This window comes from Lampropedia hyalina DSM 16112, from assembly GCF_900129055.1.
GTDB classification, from domain to species: Bacteria; Pseudomonadota; Gammaproteobacteria; order Burkholderiales; family Burkholderiaceae_C; genus Lampropedia; species Lampropedia hyalina.
The window spans coordinates 1-17892 of the sequence record NZ_FQUZ01000029.1 but is presented as its reverse complement, the minus strand read 5'-3'; the positions used below and the strand labels follow the sequence as shown (position 1 = coordinate 17892).

The 17892-nt window shown below is 63.1% G+C and carries 19 protein-coding genes, 1 tRNA gene and 2 pseudogenes; 16 read left to right on the top strand and 6 right to left on the bottom strand.

The genetic code is table 11. The annotated features are described in order from the left end of the window. Nucleotides 1-137: 137 nt before the first annotated feature. The 6 genes from ubiE to BUE21_RS11185 all read left to right on the top strand — a co-directional run bounded on the left by ubiE (nucleotide 138) and on the right by BUE21_RS11185 (nucleotide 4855). Nucleotides 138-869, top strand: a complete 732-nt coding sequence (ubiE, locus tag BUE21_RS11210) for a bifunctional demethylmenaquinone methyltransferase/2-methoxy-6-polyprenyl-1,4-benzoquinol methylase UbiE (protein ID WP_073356753.1) — start codon at nucleotides 138-140, stop codon at nucleotides 867-869. 145 nt (nucleotides 870-1014) lie between these two features. Next, nucleotides 1015-2040, top strand: coding sequence for a Tim44 domain-containing protein (locus BUE21_RS11205; RefSeq protein ID WP_073356752.1), 1026 nt, complete (start codon nucleotides 1015-1017; stop codon nucleotides 2038-2040). Between the two features lie 218 nt (nucleotides 2041-2258). After that, the gene (locus BUE21_RS11200) at nucleotides 2259-2960 is read left to right on the top strand and encodes a Bax inhibitor-1 family protein (RefSeq protein WP_073356751.1); all 702 of its coding nucleotides are present in this window, start codon (nucleotides 2259-2261) and stop codon (nucleotides 2958-2960) included. Between the two features lie 145 nt (nucleotides 2961-3105). Beyond that, on the top strand, nucleotides 3106-3963 hold the full coding sequence (gene pdxY, locus BUE21_RS11195; protein ID WP_073356750.1) for a pyridoxal kinase PdxY: 858 nt from the start codon (nucleotides 3106-3108) through the stop codon (nucleotides 3961-3963). A gap of 41 nt (nucleotides 3964-4004) precedes the next feature. Beyond that, nucleotides 4005-4349, top strand: a complete 345-nt coding sequence (locus BUE21_RS11190; protein WP_073356749.1) for a YbjQ family protein — start codon at nucleotides 4005-4007, stop codon at nucleotides 4347-4349. Nucleotides 4350-4372: 23 nt separating this feature from the next. Beyond that, nucleotides 4373-4855: a YbjQ family protein gene (locus BUE21_RS11185; protein WP_073356748.1), complete on the top strand. Its 483-nt coding sequence runs from the start codon at nucleotides 4373-4375 to the stop codon at nucleotides 4853-4855. A gap of 13 nt (nucleotides 4856-4868) precedes the next feature. Here the strand turns inward: BUE21_RS11185 and BUE21_RS11180 are convergent, their stop codons facing one another. Then, on the bottom strand, nucleotides 4869-5561 hold the full coding sequence (locus BUE21_RS11180; RefSeq protein WP_084523223.1) for a GDSL-type esterase/lipase family protein: 693 nt from the start codon (nucleotides 5559-5561) through the stop codon (nucleotides 4869-4871). Between the two features lie 160 nt (nucleotides 5562-5721). Between BUE21_RS11180 and BUE21_RS11175 the strand changes: the two genes are divergently transcribed. The 5 genes from BUE21_RS11175 to BUE21_RS11155 all read left to right on the top strand — a co-directional run bounded on the left by BUE21_RS11175 (nucleotide 5722) and on the right by BUE21_RS11155 (nucleotide 10057). Further along, nucleotides 5722-6300: an NAD(P)H-dependent oxidoreductase gene (locus tag BUE21_RS11175; protein ID WP_073356747.1), complete on the top strand. Its 579-nt coding sequence runs from the start codon at nucleotides 5722-5724 to the stop codon at nucleotides 6298-6300. Between the two features lie 276 nt (nucleotides 6301-6576). Beyond that, a complete protein-coding gene (hpnD, locus tag BUE21_RS11170) occupies nucleotides 6577-7425 on the top strand; it encodes a presqualene diphosphate synthase HpnD (protein ID WP_073356746.1) in 849 nt (282 codons plus the stop codon). Nucleotides 7426-7445: 20 nt separating this feature from the next. Further along, the gene (hpnE, locus tag BUE21_RS11165) at nucleotides 7446-8816 is read left to right on the top strand and encodes a hydroxysqualene dehydroxylase HpnE (protein ID WP_073356782.1); all 1371 of its coding nucleotides are present in this window, start codon (nucleotides 7446-7448) and stop codon (nucleotides 8814-8816) included. Nucleotides 8817-8944: 128 nt separating this feature from the next. Next, nucleotides 8945-9424 (top strand): barstar family protein, encoded by a 480-nt coding sequence (locus BUE21_RS11160; protein ID WP_084523211.1) that lies wholly within the window; start codon nucleotides 8945-8947, stop codon nucleotides 9422-9424. A 30-nt stretch (nucleotides 9425-9454) separates the two neighbouring features. Then, a complete protein-coding gene (locus BUE21_RS11155; RefSeq protein ID WP_073356745.1) occupies nucleotides 9455-10057 on the top strand; it encodes a nitroreductase family protein in 603 nt (200 codons plus the stop codon). Here the strand turns inward: BUE21_RS11155 and BUE21_RS11150 are convergent. Beyond that, the gene (locus BUE21_RS11150; RefSeq protein WP_084523209.1) at nucleotides 10054-10557 is read right to left on the bottom strand and encodes a Fur family transcriptional regulator; all 504 of its coding nucleotides are present in this window, start codon (nucleotides 10555-10557) and stop codon (nucleotides 10054-10056) included. The two genes, BUE21_RS11155 and BUE21_RS11150, sit on opposite strands and share 4 nt — an antisense overlap. 77 nt (nucleotides 10558-10634) lie before the next feature. On the opposite strand from BUE21_RS11150, the gene BUE21_RS11145 reads away from it, so the two are divergent. Beyond that, complete coding sequence (locus tag BUE21_RS11145; RefSeq protein WP_073356779.1) at nucleotides 10635-11150, top strand: DUF192 domain-containing protein; 516 nt, start codon at nucleotides 10635-10637, stop codon at nucleotides 11148-11150. A 55-nt stretch (nucleotides 11151-11205) separates the two neighbouring features. Further along, nucleotides 11206-11282: transfer RNA gene (locus BUE21_RS11140), tRNA-Arg, on the top strand. 319 nt (nucleotides 11283-11601) lie between these two features. On the opposite strand, the gene BUE21_RS11135 is transcribed toward BUE21_RS11140, so the two are convergent. The 3 genes from BUE21_RS11135 to gluQRS all read right to left on the bottom strand — a co-directional run bounded on the left by BUE21_RS11135 (nucleotide 11602) and on the right by gluQRS (nucleotide 14939). Then, the gene (locus BUE21_RS11135) at nucleotides 11602-13008 is read right to left on the bottom strand and encodes an aminopeptidase P N-terminal domain-containing protein (RefSeq protein WP_073356744.1); all 1407 of its coding nucleotides are present in this window, start codon (nucleotides 13006-13008) and stop codon (nucleotides 11602-11604) included. A gap of 219 nt (nucleotides 13009-13227) precedes the next feature. Next, nucleotides 13228-13992, bottom strand: a complete 765-nt coding sequence (trmB, locus tag BUE21_RS11130; protein WP_073356743.1) for a tRNA (guanosine(46)-N7)-methyltransferase TrmB — start codon at nucleotides 13990-13992, stop codon at nucleotides 13228-13230. 2 nt (nucleotides 13993-13994) lie between these two features. Further along, nucleotides 13995-14939 (bottom strand): tRNA glutamyl-Q(34) synthetase GluQRS, encoded by a 945-nt coding sequence (gene gluQRS / locus BUE21_RS11125; RefSeq protein WP_073356742.1) that lies wholly within the window; start codon nucleotides 14937-14939, stop codon nucleotides 13995-13997. 110 nt (nucleotides 14940-15049) lie between these two features. Here gluQRS and nhaA point away from each other — a divergent pair, with 110 nt between their 5' ends. Further along, nucleotides 15050-16405, top strand: coding sequence for a Na+/H+ antiporter NhaA (nhaA, locus tag BUE21_RS11120; RefSeq protein ID WP_073356741.1), 1356 nt, complete (start codon nucleotides 15050-15052; stop codon nucleotides 16403-16405). Between the two features lie 181 nt (nucleotides 16406-16586). Here the strand turns inward: nhaA and BUE21_RS11115 are convergent, their stop codons facing one another. Then, on the bottom strand, nucleotides 16587-17258 hold the full coding sequence (locus tag BUE21_RS11115; protein WP_073356740.1) for a M48 family metallopeptidase: 672 nt from the start codon (nucleotides 17256-17258) through the stop codon (nucleotides 16587-16589). Nucleotides 17259-17505: 247 nt separating this feature from the next. Here BUE21_RS11115 and BUE21_RS15040 point away from each other — a divergent pair. Together BUE21_RS15040 and BUE21_RS15035 are read left to right on the top strand one after the other, a co-directional pair. Then, nucleotides 17506-17586: pseudogene (locus tag BUE21_RS15040) on the top strand (helix-turn-helix domain-containing protein); the annotation flags it as partial. A gap of 125 nt (nucleotides 17587-17711) precedes the next feature. Then, nucleotides 17712-17892 (top strand): annotated as a pseudogene (locus BUE21_RS15035) (RNA-guided endonuclease TnpB family protein); the annotation flags it as partial.

The following is a 17892-nucleotide window of genomic DNA, read 5'->3' as shown; positions in this document are numbered from 1 at the left end:
CAGGCCGTGCTTTCACCAGCCTTGCGCACTCTATGTGCTGCGTGTGACAGTTTGACGACCCAGGGAAGGTTTGCAAACTCCTTGTCCGTCGGGGGTTGTTGTGTGTGTGCAAAGGTTGAGGTGCTACGATAACAGCTATGAATACAACACATTTTGGCTTTGAATCGGTGGACGAAAAAGACAAGGCAGGCAAGGTGCGCCAGGTCTTTGACTCCGTGGCTCCAAAGTATGACCTGATGAACGACCTGATGTCCGGGGGCTTGCACCGCGCCTGGAAGGCCTATGCCGTGCTGGTGGCCAATCTGCGCGAAGGCGACAAGGCACTGGACATTGCCGGTGGAACCGGCGATCTGGCACTGGCCTTTGCCAGGAAAGTAGGGCGTACCGGCACGGTCGTGCATACCGACATCAACTTTGCCATGCTCCACACCGGGCGCGAACGGCTCATCAACAAGGGCGTGGTTCTGCCTACCACCGTGTGCGATGCCGAGCATTTGCCATTCGAGGATGGGACATTCGATCTCGTCAGCGTGGCGTTTGGCTTGCGCAACATGACGCACAAGGACAAGGCCCTGGCCGAAATGAACCGGGTGCTCCGGCCAGGCGGCAAACTGCTGGTGCTGGAATTCTCCAAGGTGGCCAAGCCCCTGGAAAAAGCCTACGACTGGTACTCGTTCAATATCCTGCCGCGTCTGGGCAAAGCCATTGCCAACGACGCCGACAGCTACCGCTATCTGGCCGAATCCATCCGTATGCACCCTGGGCAGGCAGAACTGAAGAAGATGATGCACGAAGCTGGCTTTGGGCATGTGGATTACCACAACCTGACCGCCGGTGTGGCGGCCTTGCATGTGGGCATCAAATGCTGAACCTTTGTATCTGCTGCCCCTCCATCCATCGTGTCTTTCGGCATGCCCAGCGTTTGCGACTGTAGCAGAGCAAAGACCGCTTATCGCTTGATGATGGAATGCAGTACGGATACAGATTGAACAGGAGAAGAAAATGCAATTGACGATGAAAAAATGGACGGCTTTGTTTTCCGCCATGTTGATGGTTTTGCTGATGGTGGTGCACATGGATGCCGATGCCCGCCGCATGGGCGGTGGCAAATCGGCAGGTCGCCAATCCAGCAATGTCACCCAGCGCGAAGCCACTCCCCCGGCCGCGCCCGGCCAGAATGCGGCCACCAACAATGCCACCCGCCAGCAGCCCAATGCGGCGGCCAATGCCGCCAATGCACGACCACGCAGCCCGATGATGGGCATGCTCGGTGGTCTGGCCGCTGGCCTGGGACTGGCATGGCTGGCCAGCAGCCTCGGATTCGGTGAGGAGTTTGGGGCCATCATGCTCATGATTCTGCTGGGCCTGGTGGTGGCGGCAGCCGTGGGCATGTTCCTGCGTTCGCGCAATCGCACGGCCGCACAAGGTGCGGGCCTGGGACTGGCCGGCGCATCGGCAGGGGCTGCACCCGGACGAGGCACTGATCCTACTGCCTACCGTGAAAGCCACACCTACAACCCCAAGAACGTCGGAAACGATGCCTCTGCCCGTCCGTTCGATCAGCAAGGCTATACGGCAGCAGCTCCCGCAGCGGGCGGCTCGATGATCGGCTCTGGCATTGGCTCGGCACTGGTGGGCAATCAGGGCTGGGGCATTCCGGCAGACTTTGACACTGCCGGCTTCCTGACGGCAGCCAAGCACCATTTCACCAGCTTGCAAAAAGCCTGGGATACCAGCGACCTCATCACGCTGCGAGCCATGATGACCGACGAAATGCTGTCCGAAATCCGCCAGCAACTGGCGGAACGGGATGCCAGCAGCAACGGCCAGCCCAATCACACCGAAGTCATTACCCTGGATGCCCATTTGCTGGGCATCGAGGAACTCAATGATGTGTACATGGCCAGCGTCGAGTTTTCCGGCCTGATTCAGGAAGACCCAGCCGAAGGCCCCACCGCATTCCGCGAGGTCTGGAACATGACCAAGCCCCGCAACGGTGGCTCCGGCTGGCTGGTGGCAGGCTTGCAGGCACTGCAATAAACATGGCGGGCCTGTTCCTCCGGATCGGATGACAGGCGATTTTGCTACGCAAAAGAGGCTCCTTCAGGAGCCTCTTTTGATGTGTAGCCAGCGTGAATCGTGCGGGCTTGTCCATGTCAGCATGCGAAAGTCCTTCAAATTCAACGGAATTTTTCAGGGAAAAGCAGACCTGAATAAAATCCAGGCATTGTTTTCAACCCAACCGGAAGGATTTCCCCATGAGTAACCCACGTTTTGATTTTCCCGCTGCGGGCGGTGCGCATTACGGCGCGACCGTTGGCACGCGCAATCGCGTGCTGCGCAACACCTACCTGCTGCTGGCCATTTCCATGGTTCCCACCGTGCTGGGGGCCTGGGTGGGCCTGAAGACCGGCATTTCCGCCTCCCTGAGTGGTTGGATGGGCCTGGTGGTGTTCTTTGCCGGAGCATTTGGCTTCATGTACGCCATCGAGCGCACCAAGCATTCCAGCGCAGGCGTGGCCGTGCTGCTGGCCTTCACCTTCTTCATGGGCGTGATGCTTTCGCGCATGTTGGGCTGGGTGCTGGGCATGGGCAATGGCACGCAACTCGTCATGATCGCCTTTGCCGGAACCGCCGGGGTGCTGGCGGTGATGTCTTCGCTGGCCACCGTCATCAAGCGCGATCTGTCGGGCGCAGGCAAATGGCTGTTCGTCGGCGCGCTGGTGCTGATCGTGGCCTCGCTCATCAACGCCTTCCTGATCGAATCCACCGCATTGATGGCCGCCCTCTCCACGGCCGTGATCGCGCTGTTCTCGTTCTGGCTGCTGTATGACCTCAAGCGCATCATTGATGGTGGCGAGACCAACTACATCAGTGCCACCCTGGGCGTGTACCTCAGCCTCTACAACATCTTCAGCAACCTGCTTGCACTGCTGGGCATTTTCGGTGGCGATGACTGATTGATCCGAGTTTCCTGATGGATGCAAAGCCTCCTTCGGGAGGCTTTTTTTCGGCAAAAAGAGCCTGCCGCTCACTGTCAGCGGCCATGCAGAGTGCGAATCGGTCAAAATACCGCACCGTTTCTGATTTTCCGGGTATTCCAACGTGACCGAATTCGTTCTTTCCATCCAGTCCCATGTGGCCTACGGCCATGCGGGCAATTCCGCAGCGGTATTTCCGTTGCAACGCCTGGGGCATGAAGTCTTGCCCGTCCACACCGTGCAGTTTTCCAACCACACGGGCTATGGAGCCTTCCGGGGGCAGGTGTTCGATGCCGCCCACATTCGCGACGTGCTGGCCGGGCTGGATGATCGAGGCATTCTGCCGCGCATCGGCGCGGTGCTTTCCGGCTACATGGGCGACAGCAGCATTGGCGATGTGATTCTGGAAGCCGTGGCCCGCATCAAGGCTGCGAACCCGGCCGCGCTCTACCTGTGCGACCCCGTGTTTGGCGATGTGGGACGCGGTGTGTTCGTGCGCCCAGGCATTCCCGAATACCACCGCAGCCACACCGTCAAGGCGGCAGACATCATCACGCCCAACCAGTTCGAGTTCGAGCAGATTTGCGACAGCACCATCACCTCGGTGGAGCAGGCCGTGGCACAGGCGCGGCAACTGGCGCAGGCCACGCACAAAACCGTCGTGGTTACCAGCCTCACCACCCCCGATGTGGGCGATACCCAACTGGGCACGCTGGCCGTCACGCCCGAACGCGCCTGGCTGGTCAGAACGCCGCAAATCCAGCTCACGCCCTTGCCCAATGGCATGGGCGATGCGTTCTCGGCCATTCTGCTGGGGCATCTGCTGCGGCGTGTCGCCCTGCCGCAGGCACTGGAGCTGGCCACGGCCAGCCTGTATGCCCTGGTCAAGCACACCCAGGCCGGATCGCGCGACCTGCCGCTGATCGAGGCGCAGCAGCAGATCGTCGAGCCAGCCGAGCGGTTCGAGGCCGTCGAGGTCTGAGCCGCTCTGACATTCCATCACCTTACCGAAAACGAGCCGACATGCTGTTGAGCAATACCGAATACATCCCCGGCCATGCCATCTCCCGCCATCTCGGGCTGGTGCAGGGCAGTACCGTGCGGGCCAAGCACGCCGGGCGTGACATCATGGCCAGCCTGAAGAACATTGTGGGTGGCGAACTCAAGGGCTACACCGAGTTGCTGAATGAATCGCGCCAGGAGGCACTGGATCGCATGCAGGAACAGGCCCGGCACATGGGCGCGAATGCCGTCATCAACATCCGCTTCAGCACCTCCAACATTGCCGCTGGGGCATCTGAAATTCTGGCCTATGGCACGGCCGTGGTGCTGGAGCAGCGCGTGCCGCCCGTGCCTGCCGGGCACTGATTGCATCCACAGGAGAAACCGGCATGGAATGGCTGTTTCAGATCGGCTTGTTTCTGGTCATGCTGCTGGCCGGACTGGTGATCGGCACGCTGCTGGAGCGGCGGCACTACCGCTCGATTGTGCAGCGCGAAAAGGCGTTTCGGCACATCAAGGTCTTCAACGAAAAGCGCACCCCCATTGAACTGGCCGGGCAGCCTTTCTACCTGGTGCAAGGCTCGGTGGTGGTCTCCAGCGACTACTTCAAAACCGTGGCCGCCGGGCTGAAAAGCCTGTTTGGTGGCCGTTTGACTAGCCTGGAATCGCTGCTGGATCGCGGTCGCCGCGAAGCCATTCTGCGCATGAAGGAACAGGCCCACCGCAAGGGTGCGAATGTCATCTTTGCCGTGCGACTGGAAACCGCGACCCTGCACGAACAGAATGGCCGTGGCATTGCCTGTGCCGAAGTGCTGGCCTACGGCACGGCCTGGAAAGTGCCCCGCAAGAGCCGCCCGGCGGAGCAGCCATAGGCTCCCATGCCCATCACGCCCGCCACATGCCCCAGTCGCGCAGGGCACCCAGCAGGGCTTCTGTGAACGCGGCATAGCCCTGCGCGTTGGCGTGAACCTGATCGGCGCGCAAACTGCTGTCCGACAGAATGCGCGACCACGTCCCTTCCAGCAGGGCGACAGGCAGATCGCTGGCAATATCGGCATACAGGCGGTGGTCTTTCAGCACCCCGGCTGCCGCCAGCAGATTCAATGCCGGCACGGCCACCAGCACCACCTGTGCCCCGGTGTCCAGGCATTGCTGGCAGATGGCGCGAATGTTCTGCTCGGCCACGCTGGCGGACTGGCGGCGCAGAAAATCGTTGCCGCCAATGCCCACAATCACCAGTCTCGGCTGGTGTGCCTGCAACAGGCCCGGCAGGCGTTGCAGGGCCTGTGCCGATGTATCGCCCGACACTCCCGCATTCGTCACATGCCAGCCAGTGGCCTCGGCCAGCCGGTGTGGATACGCCTGCGTTGCCGATGCACCCACCCCGTGCGTGAGCGAATCTCCCAATGCCAGCACCGATTCCCCTGCGGCAATCGCTTTACCTTGAGGGCCACTGGAGCGACAGGCCGCCAGCGACAGCCCGACCGACAGGGCCGCCGGAGTGGCCAGCAACTGACGAAGAAAGCGACGGCGGGGCAGGGGGGATGCCGGGGCAGTGGAATGAACGGATGGGTGCATGGTGGCGGTGTGGTGCAGGCTGTTAAGATGAACGAAGCAAAAGGTTTTCATAGGGAAGGTCTGCAAAAGCCGCCTTGCGCTGCTCCCATTGGCGGGCGCGTGCTCACAGCAAGAGTTTTGCAGACCTTCCCCAGTATTTTCCCCATTTCCACATACCACCATGAGCAAACGCATTTTGGTCATCCTTGGCCATCCCCACGGGGAAAGCCTGTGCGCGGCACTGGCGCAGGCCTATGTGCAAGGCGCGACTGAAGCCGGGCACGAGGTTCGCTTCGTCGATGTCGCGGCCCTGAACTTCGACCCCATCCTGCACCATGGCTACCGCCGCATCCAGGAGCTGGAGCCTGATCTGCTGGCCGTGCAGCAGTCCATCCTCTGGGCGCAGCATCTGGTGTTCGTCTATCCCATCTGGTGGGGGGCCATGCCCGCGTTGCTCAAGGGACTGATCGACCGCATTTTCCTGCCCGGATTTGCCTTCAAATACCGCGAAAATTCGGTATTCTGGGATCGCCTGCTGACCGGACGCAGTGCCCACCTCCTCACCACGATGGACACACCACCGTGGTATTTCCGCTGGGTGAACCGCATGCCCGGCCACAACCAGATGCGCCGCACCATTCTGGGCTTCTGCGGCATCAAGCCCATGAAAATCACCAATTTCAGCCCCGTGCGCTATGCCGATGAAAGCAAGCGCGCCCGCTGGCTGGAGCAGGTGCGGGGGCTGGGGCGCAAGGCATAGGGAAACGCTGAATAATTCCTCCCGGCCCCCGCATCCCCCTCTCGGGCGGTCTGCTGCGTTGGATTTGGGGGTCAATAGCACCACTATTGACCCCCAAAACCGCCTTGCCGCCCATCCCGACAGGGGGCACGGCGACTCGGGCGGAATGAATCAGCGTTTCCATAGGGGAAAAGTTCTGCGAATGTCTGTCACAGCGCAATCCATGGGCAAAAGATGGCATCGTCACGGCCTCAAACACCACGGCATTGTCACCCCGGCATGGGACAATCACGCTCCATGACGACCCCACAGCAGTACGTACAACAAAAGGCCGCCGAAGCTGGCAGCAGCTTCTATTACGCATTTCTTTTTCTGCCGCAGGACCGGCGCGCGGCCATCACGGCGTTCTATGCGTTCTGCCGCGAAATCGATGATGTGGTCGATGAAGTACATGATGCAGGCGTGGCCGCCACCAAGCTTGCGTGGTGGCGCAAGGAGGTCGTGCAGTCGTTTGCCGACCAGCCCAGCCACCCGGTGATGCAGGCACTCATGCCCTGCGCGTCTGGCTACGGCATCGAGGCCCGTCATCTGCTGGCGATCATCGAGGGCTGCGAGATGGACTTGCAGCAAAGCCGCTATCTAGACTATCCGGGCCTGCAACGATACTGCCATCTGGTCGCTGGCGTGGTGGGCGAGGTGTCGGCCCGAATCTTTGGCCAATCCCAGGACGGCACCACTGCCTATGCCCACACGCTGGGGCAGGCATTCCAGCTCACCAACATCATCCGTGACGTGGGCGAGGATGCCATGCGCGGGCGCATCTACTTGCCGGTCAATGAATTGCAGCAGTTCGATGTCAAGGCGCACGAAATCACCAACCGCCAGCATTCCGACCGCTTCGTCGCACTGATGCAGTTCCAGGCCCAGCGCGCCCACCAGCTCTACGACAAGGCACTCCAGTTGCTGCCCGAGGCCGACAAGCGCGGCCAGAAGCCGGGGCTGATGATGGCCAACATCTACCGCACCCTGTTGCGCGAGATCGAGCGCGAGCGTTTCCAGGTGCTGCACCAGCGCATCAAGCTCACCCCGCTGCGCAAGTTCTGGCTGGCATGGCAGGTGCAGGCCCTGGGGCGTATGCCGCGATGAAGGCCACCAGCGACTGCACGATGGGGCGAACACCCCGCCGTCTGGGCATCATCGGAGCGGGCTGGGCCGGGCTGGCGGCGGCGGTGGCGGCCACCCAGGCGGGCATGCAGGTGTCGCTGTGGGAGGCGGCGCGTCACCCCGGTGGCCGTGCCCGCACCGTCACCCTCGAAACCGGGCTGGACGCACCCTGCCAACTGGACAACGGCCAGCACATTCTGATCGGCGCGTACGGGCGCAGTCTGCGCCTGATGCAGCAGGTGGGGGTTGATCCAGAACAGATGCTGCTGCGCCTGCCGCTGGACCTGCGCGACAGCCAGGGTCAGGGGCTGGCGTTTGCCAACCTTCCTGCGCCCTGGGATGGCCTGCTGGGGGTGTGGCGTGCCAGCGGCTGGACGTGGTCGCAACGCTGGGCACTGCTGCGCCATCTGCTGCGGTGGCAGATGGCGGGCTTTCGTGCCCCGCCCCGGCAGACCGTGGCGCAACTGTGCCAGCACCTGCCCGCCGCGCTGCTCGATGGCTTCATCGAACCGCTGTGTGTGGCCGCGCTGAACACCCCGGTGCAGCAGGCCAGTGCCCAGGTGTTCCTGCGCGTGCTGCAAGACAGCATGCTGGGCGGCCCAGGCAGCTCCAACCTGTTGATTCCACGCGTCCCGTTGGGCGAACTGCTGGCAGAACCGGCGTGGCACTGGCTGGCCTTGCAGCAGGTGCGGCTTGCCAGTGGCCGCCGGGTACAACGGCTGGAGCCGCTGCTGGCCGCAGATGGCCAGAGCATTGCGGGCTGGCGCGTGGACGGGCGCGAGTGCGATGCCGTACTGCTGGCCACGCACAGTGCCGAAGCCCTGCGGCTGCTCTCGCAACTCACCCAGGAGCAACCTGCACTGGCGGCCCCACTGCAAGACTGGCTGCACACCACCGCGCAACTGGCACATGAACCCATTGCCACCGTGTATGTGCGGCTACAGGGGCATCCCCCTGACACGTCGCTGCTGCCGCGCCCCATGCTCATGCTGCATCCCACCGCCGAGCATCCTGCCCAGTTTGCATTCGACCGGCAGGCACTGACGGGCGATACCGGGCTGCTGGCACTGGTCACCAGCACCAGTCGGGGCAGTCGCCAGCATCTCGAAGCCCAGTGTCTGCAACAGGCCGCGCAACTGCTGAACCTGCCTGCTGACCGCCTCACTGCTGTGGGCACGGTCGTGGAAAAACGTGCCACCTTTGCCTGCACGGCGGGTCTGGCGCGCCCTGCCATGCAGCCCTTGCCCGGCCTAGGCAGCCTGCTGGTGTGTGGCGACTACATTGACGGCCCTTACCCCGGCACGCTGGAAGGGGCTGTGCGCAGTGGTGAAAACGCGGTGGCGGCTTGGCTGCAACCGACACCGCCAAACTGAAAGCTGTGTGGCAGATGAGGCGATTGGGTGCAAACAATTGAACAAATGGCCGCCAGCACCCTCTATACAAGGCACACTGGCAAAGCCTCCAGACCCGCCGTTTCATTCCACCTTGCATACACGCCGCCATGACCCCTATCAGCACAGCAGAAAGCCATGCCGATGCGCCCATCGCTTCCGCTCCCGATGCCCGAATCGAGGAGTTGGCCGAACAAATCGCCCATGCCACCCCGACCAACATCGTCCAGTCCATTCGCGCCCTCAAGGCCCCGGAACTGCAACAGGCGGCACAACTGCTGCAACAGCACTTTCTCTATGCCAATCTGATTCAGGCCACCACCAAGCAGCAAATCCTGACGGAAACCGGCCAGCAGTTTCTGCTGCCCGCCCACTTTGGCCGCAACCTCGATGCCCTCTACGACTGCCTGACCGACACCCTGCTGCATGCCGGTGAGCAGCCCGGTTTCATCGTCGTGCTCGAACACATTCCCACCAGCGAACGCTTCAACAAGGAAATGCGCGAACAACTGCTGGACGTGTTCCGCGATGCCGCAGAATTCTGGGCAGAAAAGAACATCCCGTTCCGCTGTTTCTATTCTTTCTACTGACCGGCCTGCCCGCCACTGGAGACCCATCGAATGCCACACCACGCCGCTGCATTGCCGTCCACTGCCGCCCACACTGATGAGCTGGAGCACCTGCTGAGCCGCCGCTCTGCCTGGCCCCTGAAGCAGCCCGGCCCCCAGGCACATGAACTCGCCGCCATTCTGCAAGCCGCTGCCGTGGCCCCCGACCACGCTGGTCTGTGCCCCTGGCGTTTCAAGGTCGTGCAGGGCGAACACCGTCAGTCATTGCTCCAGCAGGTACTGGCCCATCCGCTGGCGCAGACCGAAGCCGTGCGCGGCCTGCACGGCAAATACACGCTCAAGCTCACCACTGCACCCACTGTTATCGTGCTGGCCGCACACATCCAGCCACACCCCAAGGCCCCGGAGTTCGAGCAACTGCTGGCCGCCGGAGCCGCCGTCATGAACATGCTCCATGCCGCGCACCTGTTGGACTACAGTGGCTTCTGGAGCAGCACCCCCGAGCCGCTGGGCGGCATTCTGCGCGAAGTCATGCGGTTCGAGCCACACGACCAGATGATTGGATTGCTGAATCTGGGCACGCCCGCGACAAGCCAGCCTGACCCGGCCGCCAGACCCTCATGGCAGACTTATGCCGAGGTCTGGCAAGCTTAGGGAAGGTCTGCCTCGGTAGCGATACCCTCTGGTGATGTTGCATCCGTGCCGCATTCTGCGCACACCCCGTACAGGGTCAGATCGTGCGCCTGCACGGTGAAGCCCTGCGGGGCCAGATCGCCAAAGCCGCCAGCACAGCCGGGAATATCGAAAACCCGCTCGCATTCATTGCAGCGGAAATGGTGGTGGTGCTCACGCGCCCGGTGCGCCAGTTCGTAGTACAGGCGATCGCCTGGCAAGGGCACGGCGGTGATTTCGCCCACATCCACCATCGCCTTCAGGTTGCGGTACACGGTGGCAATGCCGAGGCGGGGCACATGCCGCTTGGCGATCTCCAGAATCTCGGGTGGAGTCATCGGGCGGCCTTCGGAGGCCAGCACCTCCCGAATGGCCGCACGCTGGCGCGTGGCACGCTCCCCGGCCAGACGGGGCGGCTCCTGCGGGGTGGGTTCGGGGTGCGAATGGGCGTGGCCGTGGTGGCAGTCATGGGAATGCGTCATGGGCGGATTGTGCCATTTCCGTGCCCACACACCAAGCCGAATACACCCTTGCCACAATCGCACTTACAATGGCCCGCATGACTTTGCAGACACTGTTTTCCCACGCCCGGCGCGGCAGCATCGCCTTGTTCATGACTGGTGTGCTCGGTATGGCCGCATGGGCGCAACTGGCCGAGCCATTGGCCCGTGCCAGCAACGCGCCACAGTTGAACCTGCCGCGTGTGGCACTCTCGGCCAATATGTTCCGTATCGATGCACAGGTGGCGCAGTCCCCGCAAGAGCGGCAGATCGGCCTGATGCACCGCCAGACCATGCCCGCGCACGAAGGCATGCTGTTCGTCTTTGAACAGGCCGAAATCCAGTGCTTCTGGATGAAAAACACCTTGCTGCCGCTGACTGCCGCCTTTCTGGCCGATGACGGCACCGTCGTCAATCTCGCCAACATGCAGCCCCTGAGCGAACAATCGCACTGTTCCACCCGCCCGGTACGTTATGTGCTGGAAATGAACCAGGGATGGTTTGGCGAACGCAACATCCAGGCTGGCACTGCCATACGCGGAGAAATTTTCTCCATTCCCCAGCCATCCCATTAAAAAACATGCTGCTTTCGGAAAGCAAGCCATTTTCCGTGTACAATGCGAAGCTTACGCGGCTGTAGCTCAGCTGGATAGAGTACTTGGCTACGAACCAAGGGGTCGTGGGTTCGATTCCTGCCAGCCGCACCATATTGAACGCCTTACTGTTTTTTGAACAGTAAGGCGTTTTCTTTTGGCAAACCGAAACAGCCTTGCTGGATGGTTTCGGTTTTCGCCAACGGTTGTCTAACGCTACTTGTCACATCCCGCACCGTAATTCCGGCGAAAGCCGGAATCCAGTGACGACGTTGGAAAAAAACCGATATTGCCCAATGGCACATGGGGGTACTGGATTCTGGCCTTCGCCGGAATGACGGCAGTTCGGGTGTCAAGGGCAGTTGAAATGGCCCCATGGGCAGCTCTCTCAATGGGCCTTCGCCGCAATCCAGTGGCTGCACTGAACCTGGGTTCAACCCCGCATCAGCTCTTCGATGGCATTGGCCTGCACGGGTACGTCGCGGGTCAGCAGGTCGCAGCCGGTGGCGGTAACCAGGGCATCGTCTTCGATGCGAATGCCAATGTGGTGGAAGGCTTCGGGCACGCCTTCGGCAGGACGCACATAGATGCCCGGTTCGATGGTCGTGACCATGCCGGGGCGCAGGATGCGCGAGGGGCGATCGAGCACGATCTCGCCAGACAGCGCGTCCTTGCGTGGCTGTCCCTGATCGGCTTCGCCCGGTTCGATGTAGCTGCCGCAATCGTGTACGTCCATGCCCAGCCAATGGCCGGTGCGGTGCATGTAGAACTGGAAGTAGTCGCGGTTGGCAATCACCTCATCCACGTTGCCGAGCTTGCGGCCATCCAGCAGCCCCAGGTCCAGCATGCCTTGCGCCAGCACGCGCACGGCGGCATCGTGGGCATCGTTGAAGCGCGCACCGGGGCGGGTGGCGGCAATGGCGGCCTGCTGGCTGGCCAGCACCAGATCGTACAGGTCGCGTTGCGGGCCGGTGAAGCGGCCATTGGCCGGGAACGTGCGGGTGATGTCGCTGGCGTAGCCGTCCAGCTCGCAGGCGGCATCGATCAGCACCAGTTCGCCCTCGCGTACCGGCGCGGCATCGGCACGGTAGTGCAGCACGCAGGCATTGGCTCCGGCGGCCACGATGCTGGTGTAGGCCGGGCCTTGTGCCCCATGTTCGCGGAAGGTGTGCAGCAGCTCGGCTTCCAGATGGTACTCGCGCACATCCTGCCCCTGCCGCAGCATCTGCGCCGACCGTTGCATGGCCCGCACATGGGCTTGCGCGCTGATCTGCCCGGCACGGCGCATCAGCGCGATTTCATGCGCATCCTTGACCAGTCGCAGTTCATCCAGAATCTGGCACAGATCGTTCTGTGCGGGGGGTGTCAGTACCCCGTAGCGACTGCGGGCACGCACCTTGCCCAGCCAGCCCTCGACCCGTGCGGCCAGCCCGTCGTGGGTGGCGAACGGATACCAGACGGCAGCATGGTTTTCCAGCAGGCGCGGCAGATGCGCGTCCAGATCGTGGCTGGAATACGCCCTGTCCACCCCCAGCTGGCGTACCGCTTCCTGCGGCCCCAGACGGTAGCCGTCCCAGATTTCGCGCTCCAGGTGCTTGGGCTGGCAGAACAGGGTGCTGTGGCCGCTGGAGTCGAGTACCAGCAGCGCATCGGGCTCGGTGAAGCCGCTCAGGTAGTAGAAATAACTGTCGTGGCGGAACGGAAAACCGCTGTCGCGGTTGCGCAGCCGTTCCACGGCCGTGGGGATGATGGCCACGCTGCTGCCGCGCCGCTCGATGGTGCGCATCTGCTCGGCCACCAGGGTGCGGCGTGGGTTGTAGAGAGAAGAAGAAAGGGGCATTGGGGGACTTTCACGGCGATACGACCGCAATCAAAAACCACAGCTTAGAACGAATGGCACTTACTTAAGCCTGTTTCCCGTCATTCCGGGCTTGACCCGGCAATCCAGTGACAAAGCAAGCCAAGATAAATGAACGTGTTTTTTCTCCATGTCGTCACTGGATTGCGGCCTTCGCCGCAATGACGGCGTTAAGTAAGCGGCATTCAGCTTAGAACCTGTCTACGCCCGCTGGTGCAGCACATCCCAGACCCCGTGCCCCAGCCGCAGGCCGCGCTGCTCGAACTTGGTCAGCGGGCGGTACCAGGGGCGGGGCGCGTAGCCATCGGCATCGGCCGCCGGGTCGCGGCGCAGCAGGGCTTCGGCACTGAGCACCTGCACCATCTGCTCGGCATATTCCTGCCAGTCGGTGGCGCAGTGCAGATAGCCGCCGGGCTGAAGGCGCAGGGCCAGCTCGTGCACCAGCGGTAGCTGGATCAGGCGGCGTTTGTGGTGGCGTTTCTTGTGCCAGGGGTCGGGGAAGAACACATGCACCCCGGCCAGCGATGCGGGCGCGATCATCTGCGCCAGCACCTGAACCGCATCGTGCTGGATGATGCGGATATTGCCGATCTGCTCCTCGCCAATGCGCTTGAGCAAGGCCCCTACGCCGGGCGTGTGGACTTCGCAGCAGAGGAAGTTCTCGTCGGGCCGCTGGCGGGCAATGTGCGCGGTGGCTTCGCCCATGCCGAAGCCGATTTCCAGCACGGTGGGCGCGTCGCGGCCAAAGACTTGTGCCAGATTCAGCACCGCAGGCTGGAACGGCAGAATGTAGCGGGTTCCCAGTGCATCCAGCGCGGCCTGCTGGCCAGTGGTGACGCGCCCGGTGCGCAGCACAAAACTGCGGATGGGGCGGTGGTGCGGCGTGTCGGTGGATGGCTGCTGTGCGTCGGCTGGCGCATCAGGCTTTTCAGGGGAAATGGGGGGAGTGGAGGTGGAGCTTGGCATGGTCACGATTGTGCCGCAAAGAATCTCTGCCCTGCCCATTGCTGCACCCACTGCGCCAGAGCCTGCGAAGGCGGCATGGCCTGCCCAGGCGATACCACCGGCGACAGCCCCAGCACACTGGCGGCCTGTTGCAGCACCTGTGCGGGCTGGCCCACATCGATGCTGGCCGCGCCGTTGCTTTTGGAGAGTTTCTCGCCCAGCGCGTCCAGAGCCAGCGGAATGTGCAGATACTGTGGCCGGGCATGCCCCAATGCCTGTTGCAGGCGAATCTGCCGGGCGGTGTTGTCCAGCAAATCCGCCCCGCGCACAATGTGCGTCACGCCCTGCGCGGCATCGTCGGTGACACAGGCCAGCTGGTAGCTCCACATGCCATCGCCACGCCACAGCGCGAAATCGCCCACTTCCTGCGCCACATCCTGCTGCTGCGGCCCCAGCCGCCGATCCTGCCAATGCAGCACGCCTGCCGTTGCACCCGACGGCAGCCGGTCGGTGCGAAACCGCCATGCCCGCACCGGCTCCACATCTGCCCGGTCGCGGCATGTGCCCGGATACGGCAAGGTGGTGAAGCGCGAGCGCGTCGCCCCCCGCGCCTGCCAGACGGCTTCGATCTCCTTGCGGCTGCACTGGCACGCATAGGCCATGCCCTGCGCCCGCAAGGCATCCAGTGCCTGCTGGTAGGCGGCATGGCGGTGGGATTGCCACAGCGGCGGCGCGTCCGGCTGCAAGCCCAGTGCCTGCAACTGGCGCAGAATCTCGTGGTCGGCTCCGGGCTGGCAGCGGTGCCGGTCGGTATCCTCGATGCGCACCAGCCACTGCTGGCGGTGGTTGCCATGCAGCAGCCCGTGCGCACGCGCATCCAGCCAACTCGCCAATGCCGCCACCACTGACCCCAGGTGCATCGGGCCAGTGGGCGAGGGGGCAAACCGCCCTGTGTAGCTGAGGGACATACGCTGGAATCCTCCATCTTGTAGAATCCTCCCCAGGGTGTCCGCTGCATGGTGCGGCAGGGCAGGTTCTTCGCGCTGGTCGGGCCGCCACGCGTGAAAGGCATGCCCTGATGACCCACCCGCAAACCGGGTATTCTCCCATTCCCCGCGCCCACGCACATACCCGCCGCCTGCTCGATGCCCTGCGGCGGCTCTCCCACGTCGAAGCCGTGGGCGGTGGCCTGCTGCTTTGGGCCGCTGCCGTGGCCCTGATCTGGGCGAATTCTCCCTGGGCCAGTCACTACCAGGCCCTCTGGCACCTGCCAGTGGGATTCACGCTGGGGCCGTGGCAGGCTGCGCCATCGCTGCATTTCTGGATCAACGATGGGCTGATGACCCTGTTCTTTCTGGTGGTGGGCATGGAAATCCGCCGCGAGATGCACGATGGCGCACTGCGCCAGATGCGCCAGGCGGCCCTGCCCGTGCTGGCCGCCGTAGGTGGCGTACTCGCTCCCGCCCTCATCTACACCCTGCTGAACCTGCCCGATGCCACCCGGCTGGCGGGCTGGGCCGTACCCACAGCCACCGACATTGCCTTTGCCATCGGCCTGCTGGCCTTGCTGGGGAAATCGATACCGCCCCATTTGCGGGTGTTTCTGCTCACATTGGCCATCATCGATGACCTCATCGCCGTGCTCATCATCGCGCTGTTCTATTCCGGCGGACTGGCGTGGGAAGGCTTTGCCGTGGTCGGTGCCGGTCTGTTGCTGACGCTGGGCCTGCAACGAACCGGCTTCGGTTCGGCCTGGGCCTATGTGCTGCCCGGAGCCATCGTCTGGGTCGGCATGTTGCTCACCGGGGCACACCCCACATTGGCCGGTGTGCTGCTGGGTCTGCTCACCCCCGTGCGTGCCCTGCCCACGCGCCAGCCACCGGCTCTGTGGCTGGCCCAGACCAGCGCGGCCATCCAGAACCTGGCAGCCCAGGCCGAAACCCTGTCGCAACCACTGCGCGATATGCGGCTGGCACAGCGCGAACTTCTGCCGCCTGCCGTGCGCGTGCCGCAAAGCCTGCACCCCTGGGTGGTGTTTGGCATCATGCCGCTGTTCGCACTGGCCAATGCCGGAGTGGGGCTGGGGAATCTCGACCTTTCGCAGACCGATACCCTGCGCATCACCCTTGGCGTGCTGATCGCGCTGGTGCTGGGCAAGCCGCTGGGCGTGTTGCTCACCTGCGGGTTGCTGGTACGACTGGGCTGGTGCCGATTGCCACCGGGCGTATCCTGGGCAGGCATCGGCTTGATTGGCCTGCTGGCGGGTGTGGGCTTCACCATGTCGATTTTCATTGCCATGCTGGCCTTTGCCGATCCGGGCTACCAGAACGCGGCCAAGCTGGGCGTGCTGCTGGGTTCGCTCGCTTCGGCCCTGCTCGGACTGGCCTGGGGGCTGTGGTATGTGCGTGGTTTGCGTAGCCGCGCTGCCGGATAGGGCAGGAGGCCATTCATGGCGATGGCGACTGGTTCACGGTACGCAAGGGAAGGTCTGCAAAACCCGTTGCGCCGCCCGCATCCCGCCACTGGGCGCATCGCCGCGTTGGCTTTTGCGGTCAATAGCCCCGCTATTGACCGCAAAAGCCGCCTTGCGCTGCATCCCACTGGCGGGCGCGGGCTTACCGCAAGGGTTTTGCAGACCTTCCCAAGAAAACCGGCAATGGCGTGAGTCGCGCATCGGCGGGTGCCGCCTCGCTGGCTTCCATGATGCGTTGCAGGCGTTGGGCTGTATCGGGGTGCGTGCTCAGCCACTCAGGCGCACGATGGGCCAGACCGGGTCGTTGCAGCATGGCCCGAAAAAAACCATCTGCGCCGCGCACATGGCCGTAATGGCGTTGCAGGGCACGCAAGGCCGCTGCATCGGCCGCGCGTTCCTGCTGGCGCGAAAACTCCAACCGCGACAAAGCCGCCGAAGTCTGGCTGATGACCGAATCACTGCCACTGCCCAGCAAGGCCTGCAAGCTCAACGACACCAGCAGCCCACTGCCGGCCGACACCAGCGGATCGCGGTGCTGCACATGGGCAATCTCGTGCGCCAGCACCATGGCCAGCGCATTCTCGCTCTCCAGCACATCCACCAGCCCCTGAAACACCGTCACATGCCCGCCCAGCGTGGCAAAGGCATTCGGCGTGGCATCGGCACTCCAATGCACCTGCACACGCATACCCGGCGGCAAATCCATCCGCGCCGCCAGCGCATCGGCCAGCTCCTGCAAATACCGCTGTGGCGCGCCCGGAACCTCGGCGGCCAGACGGCTGGCCACCGGCTGCGCCAGACGCTGTGCTCCCACGCAAACGGAACCCAGGGCAACAACCAGCGCGACCCCAGATACACGGCCACCACGAACACCACTACCCCCAGCACCAACGCCAGACTGAGCGACACGAACTCGCGCAATGGCGAAGCCCGCCCCACATTCATCCGATTGCACGAGAAACCCCGTTGTTCAGGGCGGGGAGGGATAGCGCGGCACTCGCAGAGTGCCCCTGTCTCGCTTCCTTTCTATGGGAGCTATCTTTTAGTGAAACAATACCAGCGTGGACATCAAACGCGCCTACCGATTTCGGTTCTACCCCACGCCCGAGCAAGCATCGACGCTTGCCCGCACGTTCGGCTGTGCCCGCTTTGCCTACAACCACATGCTGCGCCTGCGCTCCGATGCCTGGATGCAGCGGCAAGAGCGTGTCGGGTATCACGCCATGTCTGCGGCCCTGACTGCCCTGAAAAAGCAGCCCGAATACGCTTGCTCAACGAAGTCTCCAGCGTGCCGGTGCAGCAGGCTTTGCGGCATCTGCAAACCGCCTTTGGCCATTTCTTCGCCAAGCGTGCCCGCTACCCGCAGTTCAGGCGCAAGGACGGTAAACAGTCTGCCGAATACACCACCAGCGCATTTCGCTGGGACGGCTCGGCCTTGAAGCTGGCGA

Coding starts and splice junctions, on each gene's coding strand:
- trmB (WP_073356743.1), bottom strand. CDS start 13,992: ATGCCAAGCTCCACCTCCACTCCCCCCATTTCCCCTGAAAAGCCTGAT.
- BUE21_RS11190 (WP_073356749.1), top strand. CDS start 4,005: ATGCTGTTGAGCAATACCGAATACATCCCCGGCCATGCCATCTCCCGC.
- hpnE (WP_073356782.1), top strand. CDS start 7,446: ATGGGGCGAACACCCCGCCGTCTGGGCATCATCGGAGCGGGCTGGGCC.
- BUE21_RS11180 (WP_084523223.1), bottom strand. CDS start 5,561: ATGCACCCATCCGTTCATTCCACTGCCCCGGCATCCCCCCTGCCCCGC.
- BUE21_RS11155 (WP_073356745.1), top strand. CDS start 9,455: ATGCCACACCACGCCGCTGCATTGCCGTCCACTGCCGCCCACACTGAT.
- BUE21_RS11175 (WP_073356747.1), top strand. CDS start 5,722: ATGAGCAAACGCATTTTGGTCATCCTTGGCCATCCCCACGGGGAAAGC.
- BUE21_RS11145 (WP_073356779.1), top strand. CDS start 10,635: ATGACTTTGCAGACACTGTTTTCCCACGCCCGGCGCGGCAGCATCGCC.
- BUE21_RS11200 (WP_073356751.1), top strand. CDS start 2,259: ATGAGTAACCCACGTTTTGATTTTCCCGCTGCGGGCGGTGCGCATTAC.
- BUE21_RS11150 (WP_084523209.1), bottom strand. CDS start 10,557: ATGACGCATTCCCATGACTGCCACCACGGCCACGCCCATTCGCACCCC.
- nhaA (WP_073356741.1), top strand. CDS start 15,050: ATGACCCACCCGCAAACCGGGTATTCTCCCATTCCCCGCGCCCACGCA.
- gluQRS (WP_073356742.1), bottom strand. CDS start 14,939: ATGTCCCTCAGCTACACAGGGCGGTTTGCCCCCTCGCCCACTGGCCCG.
- hpnD (WP_073356746.1), top strand. CDS start 6,577: ATGACGACCCCACAGCAGTACGTACAACAAAAGGCCGCCGAAGCTGGC.
- BUE21_RS11160 (WP_084523211.1), top strand. CDS start 8,945: ATGACCCCTATCAGCACAGCAGAAAGCCATGCCGATGCGCCCATCGCT.
- BUE21_RS11135 (WP_073356744.1), bottom strand. CDS start 13,008: ATGCCCCTTTCTTCTTCTCTCTACAACCCACGCCGCACCCTGGTGGCC.
- BUE21_RS11205 (WP_073356752.1), top strand. CDS start 1,015: ATGAAAAAATGGACGGCTTTGTTTTCCGCCATGTTGATGGTTTTGCTG.
- BUE21_RS11185 (WP_073356748.1), top strand. CDS start 4,373: ATGGAATGGCTGTTTCAGATCGGCTTGTTTCTGGTCATGCTGCTGGCC.
- ubiE (WP_073356753.1), top strand. CDS start 138: ATGAATACAACACATTTTGGCTTTGAATCGGTGGACGAAAAAGACAAG.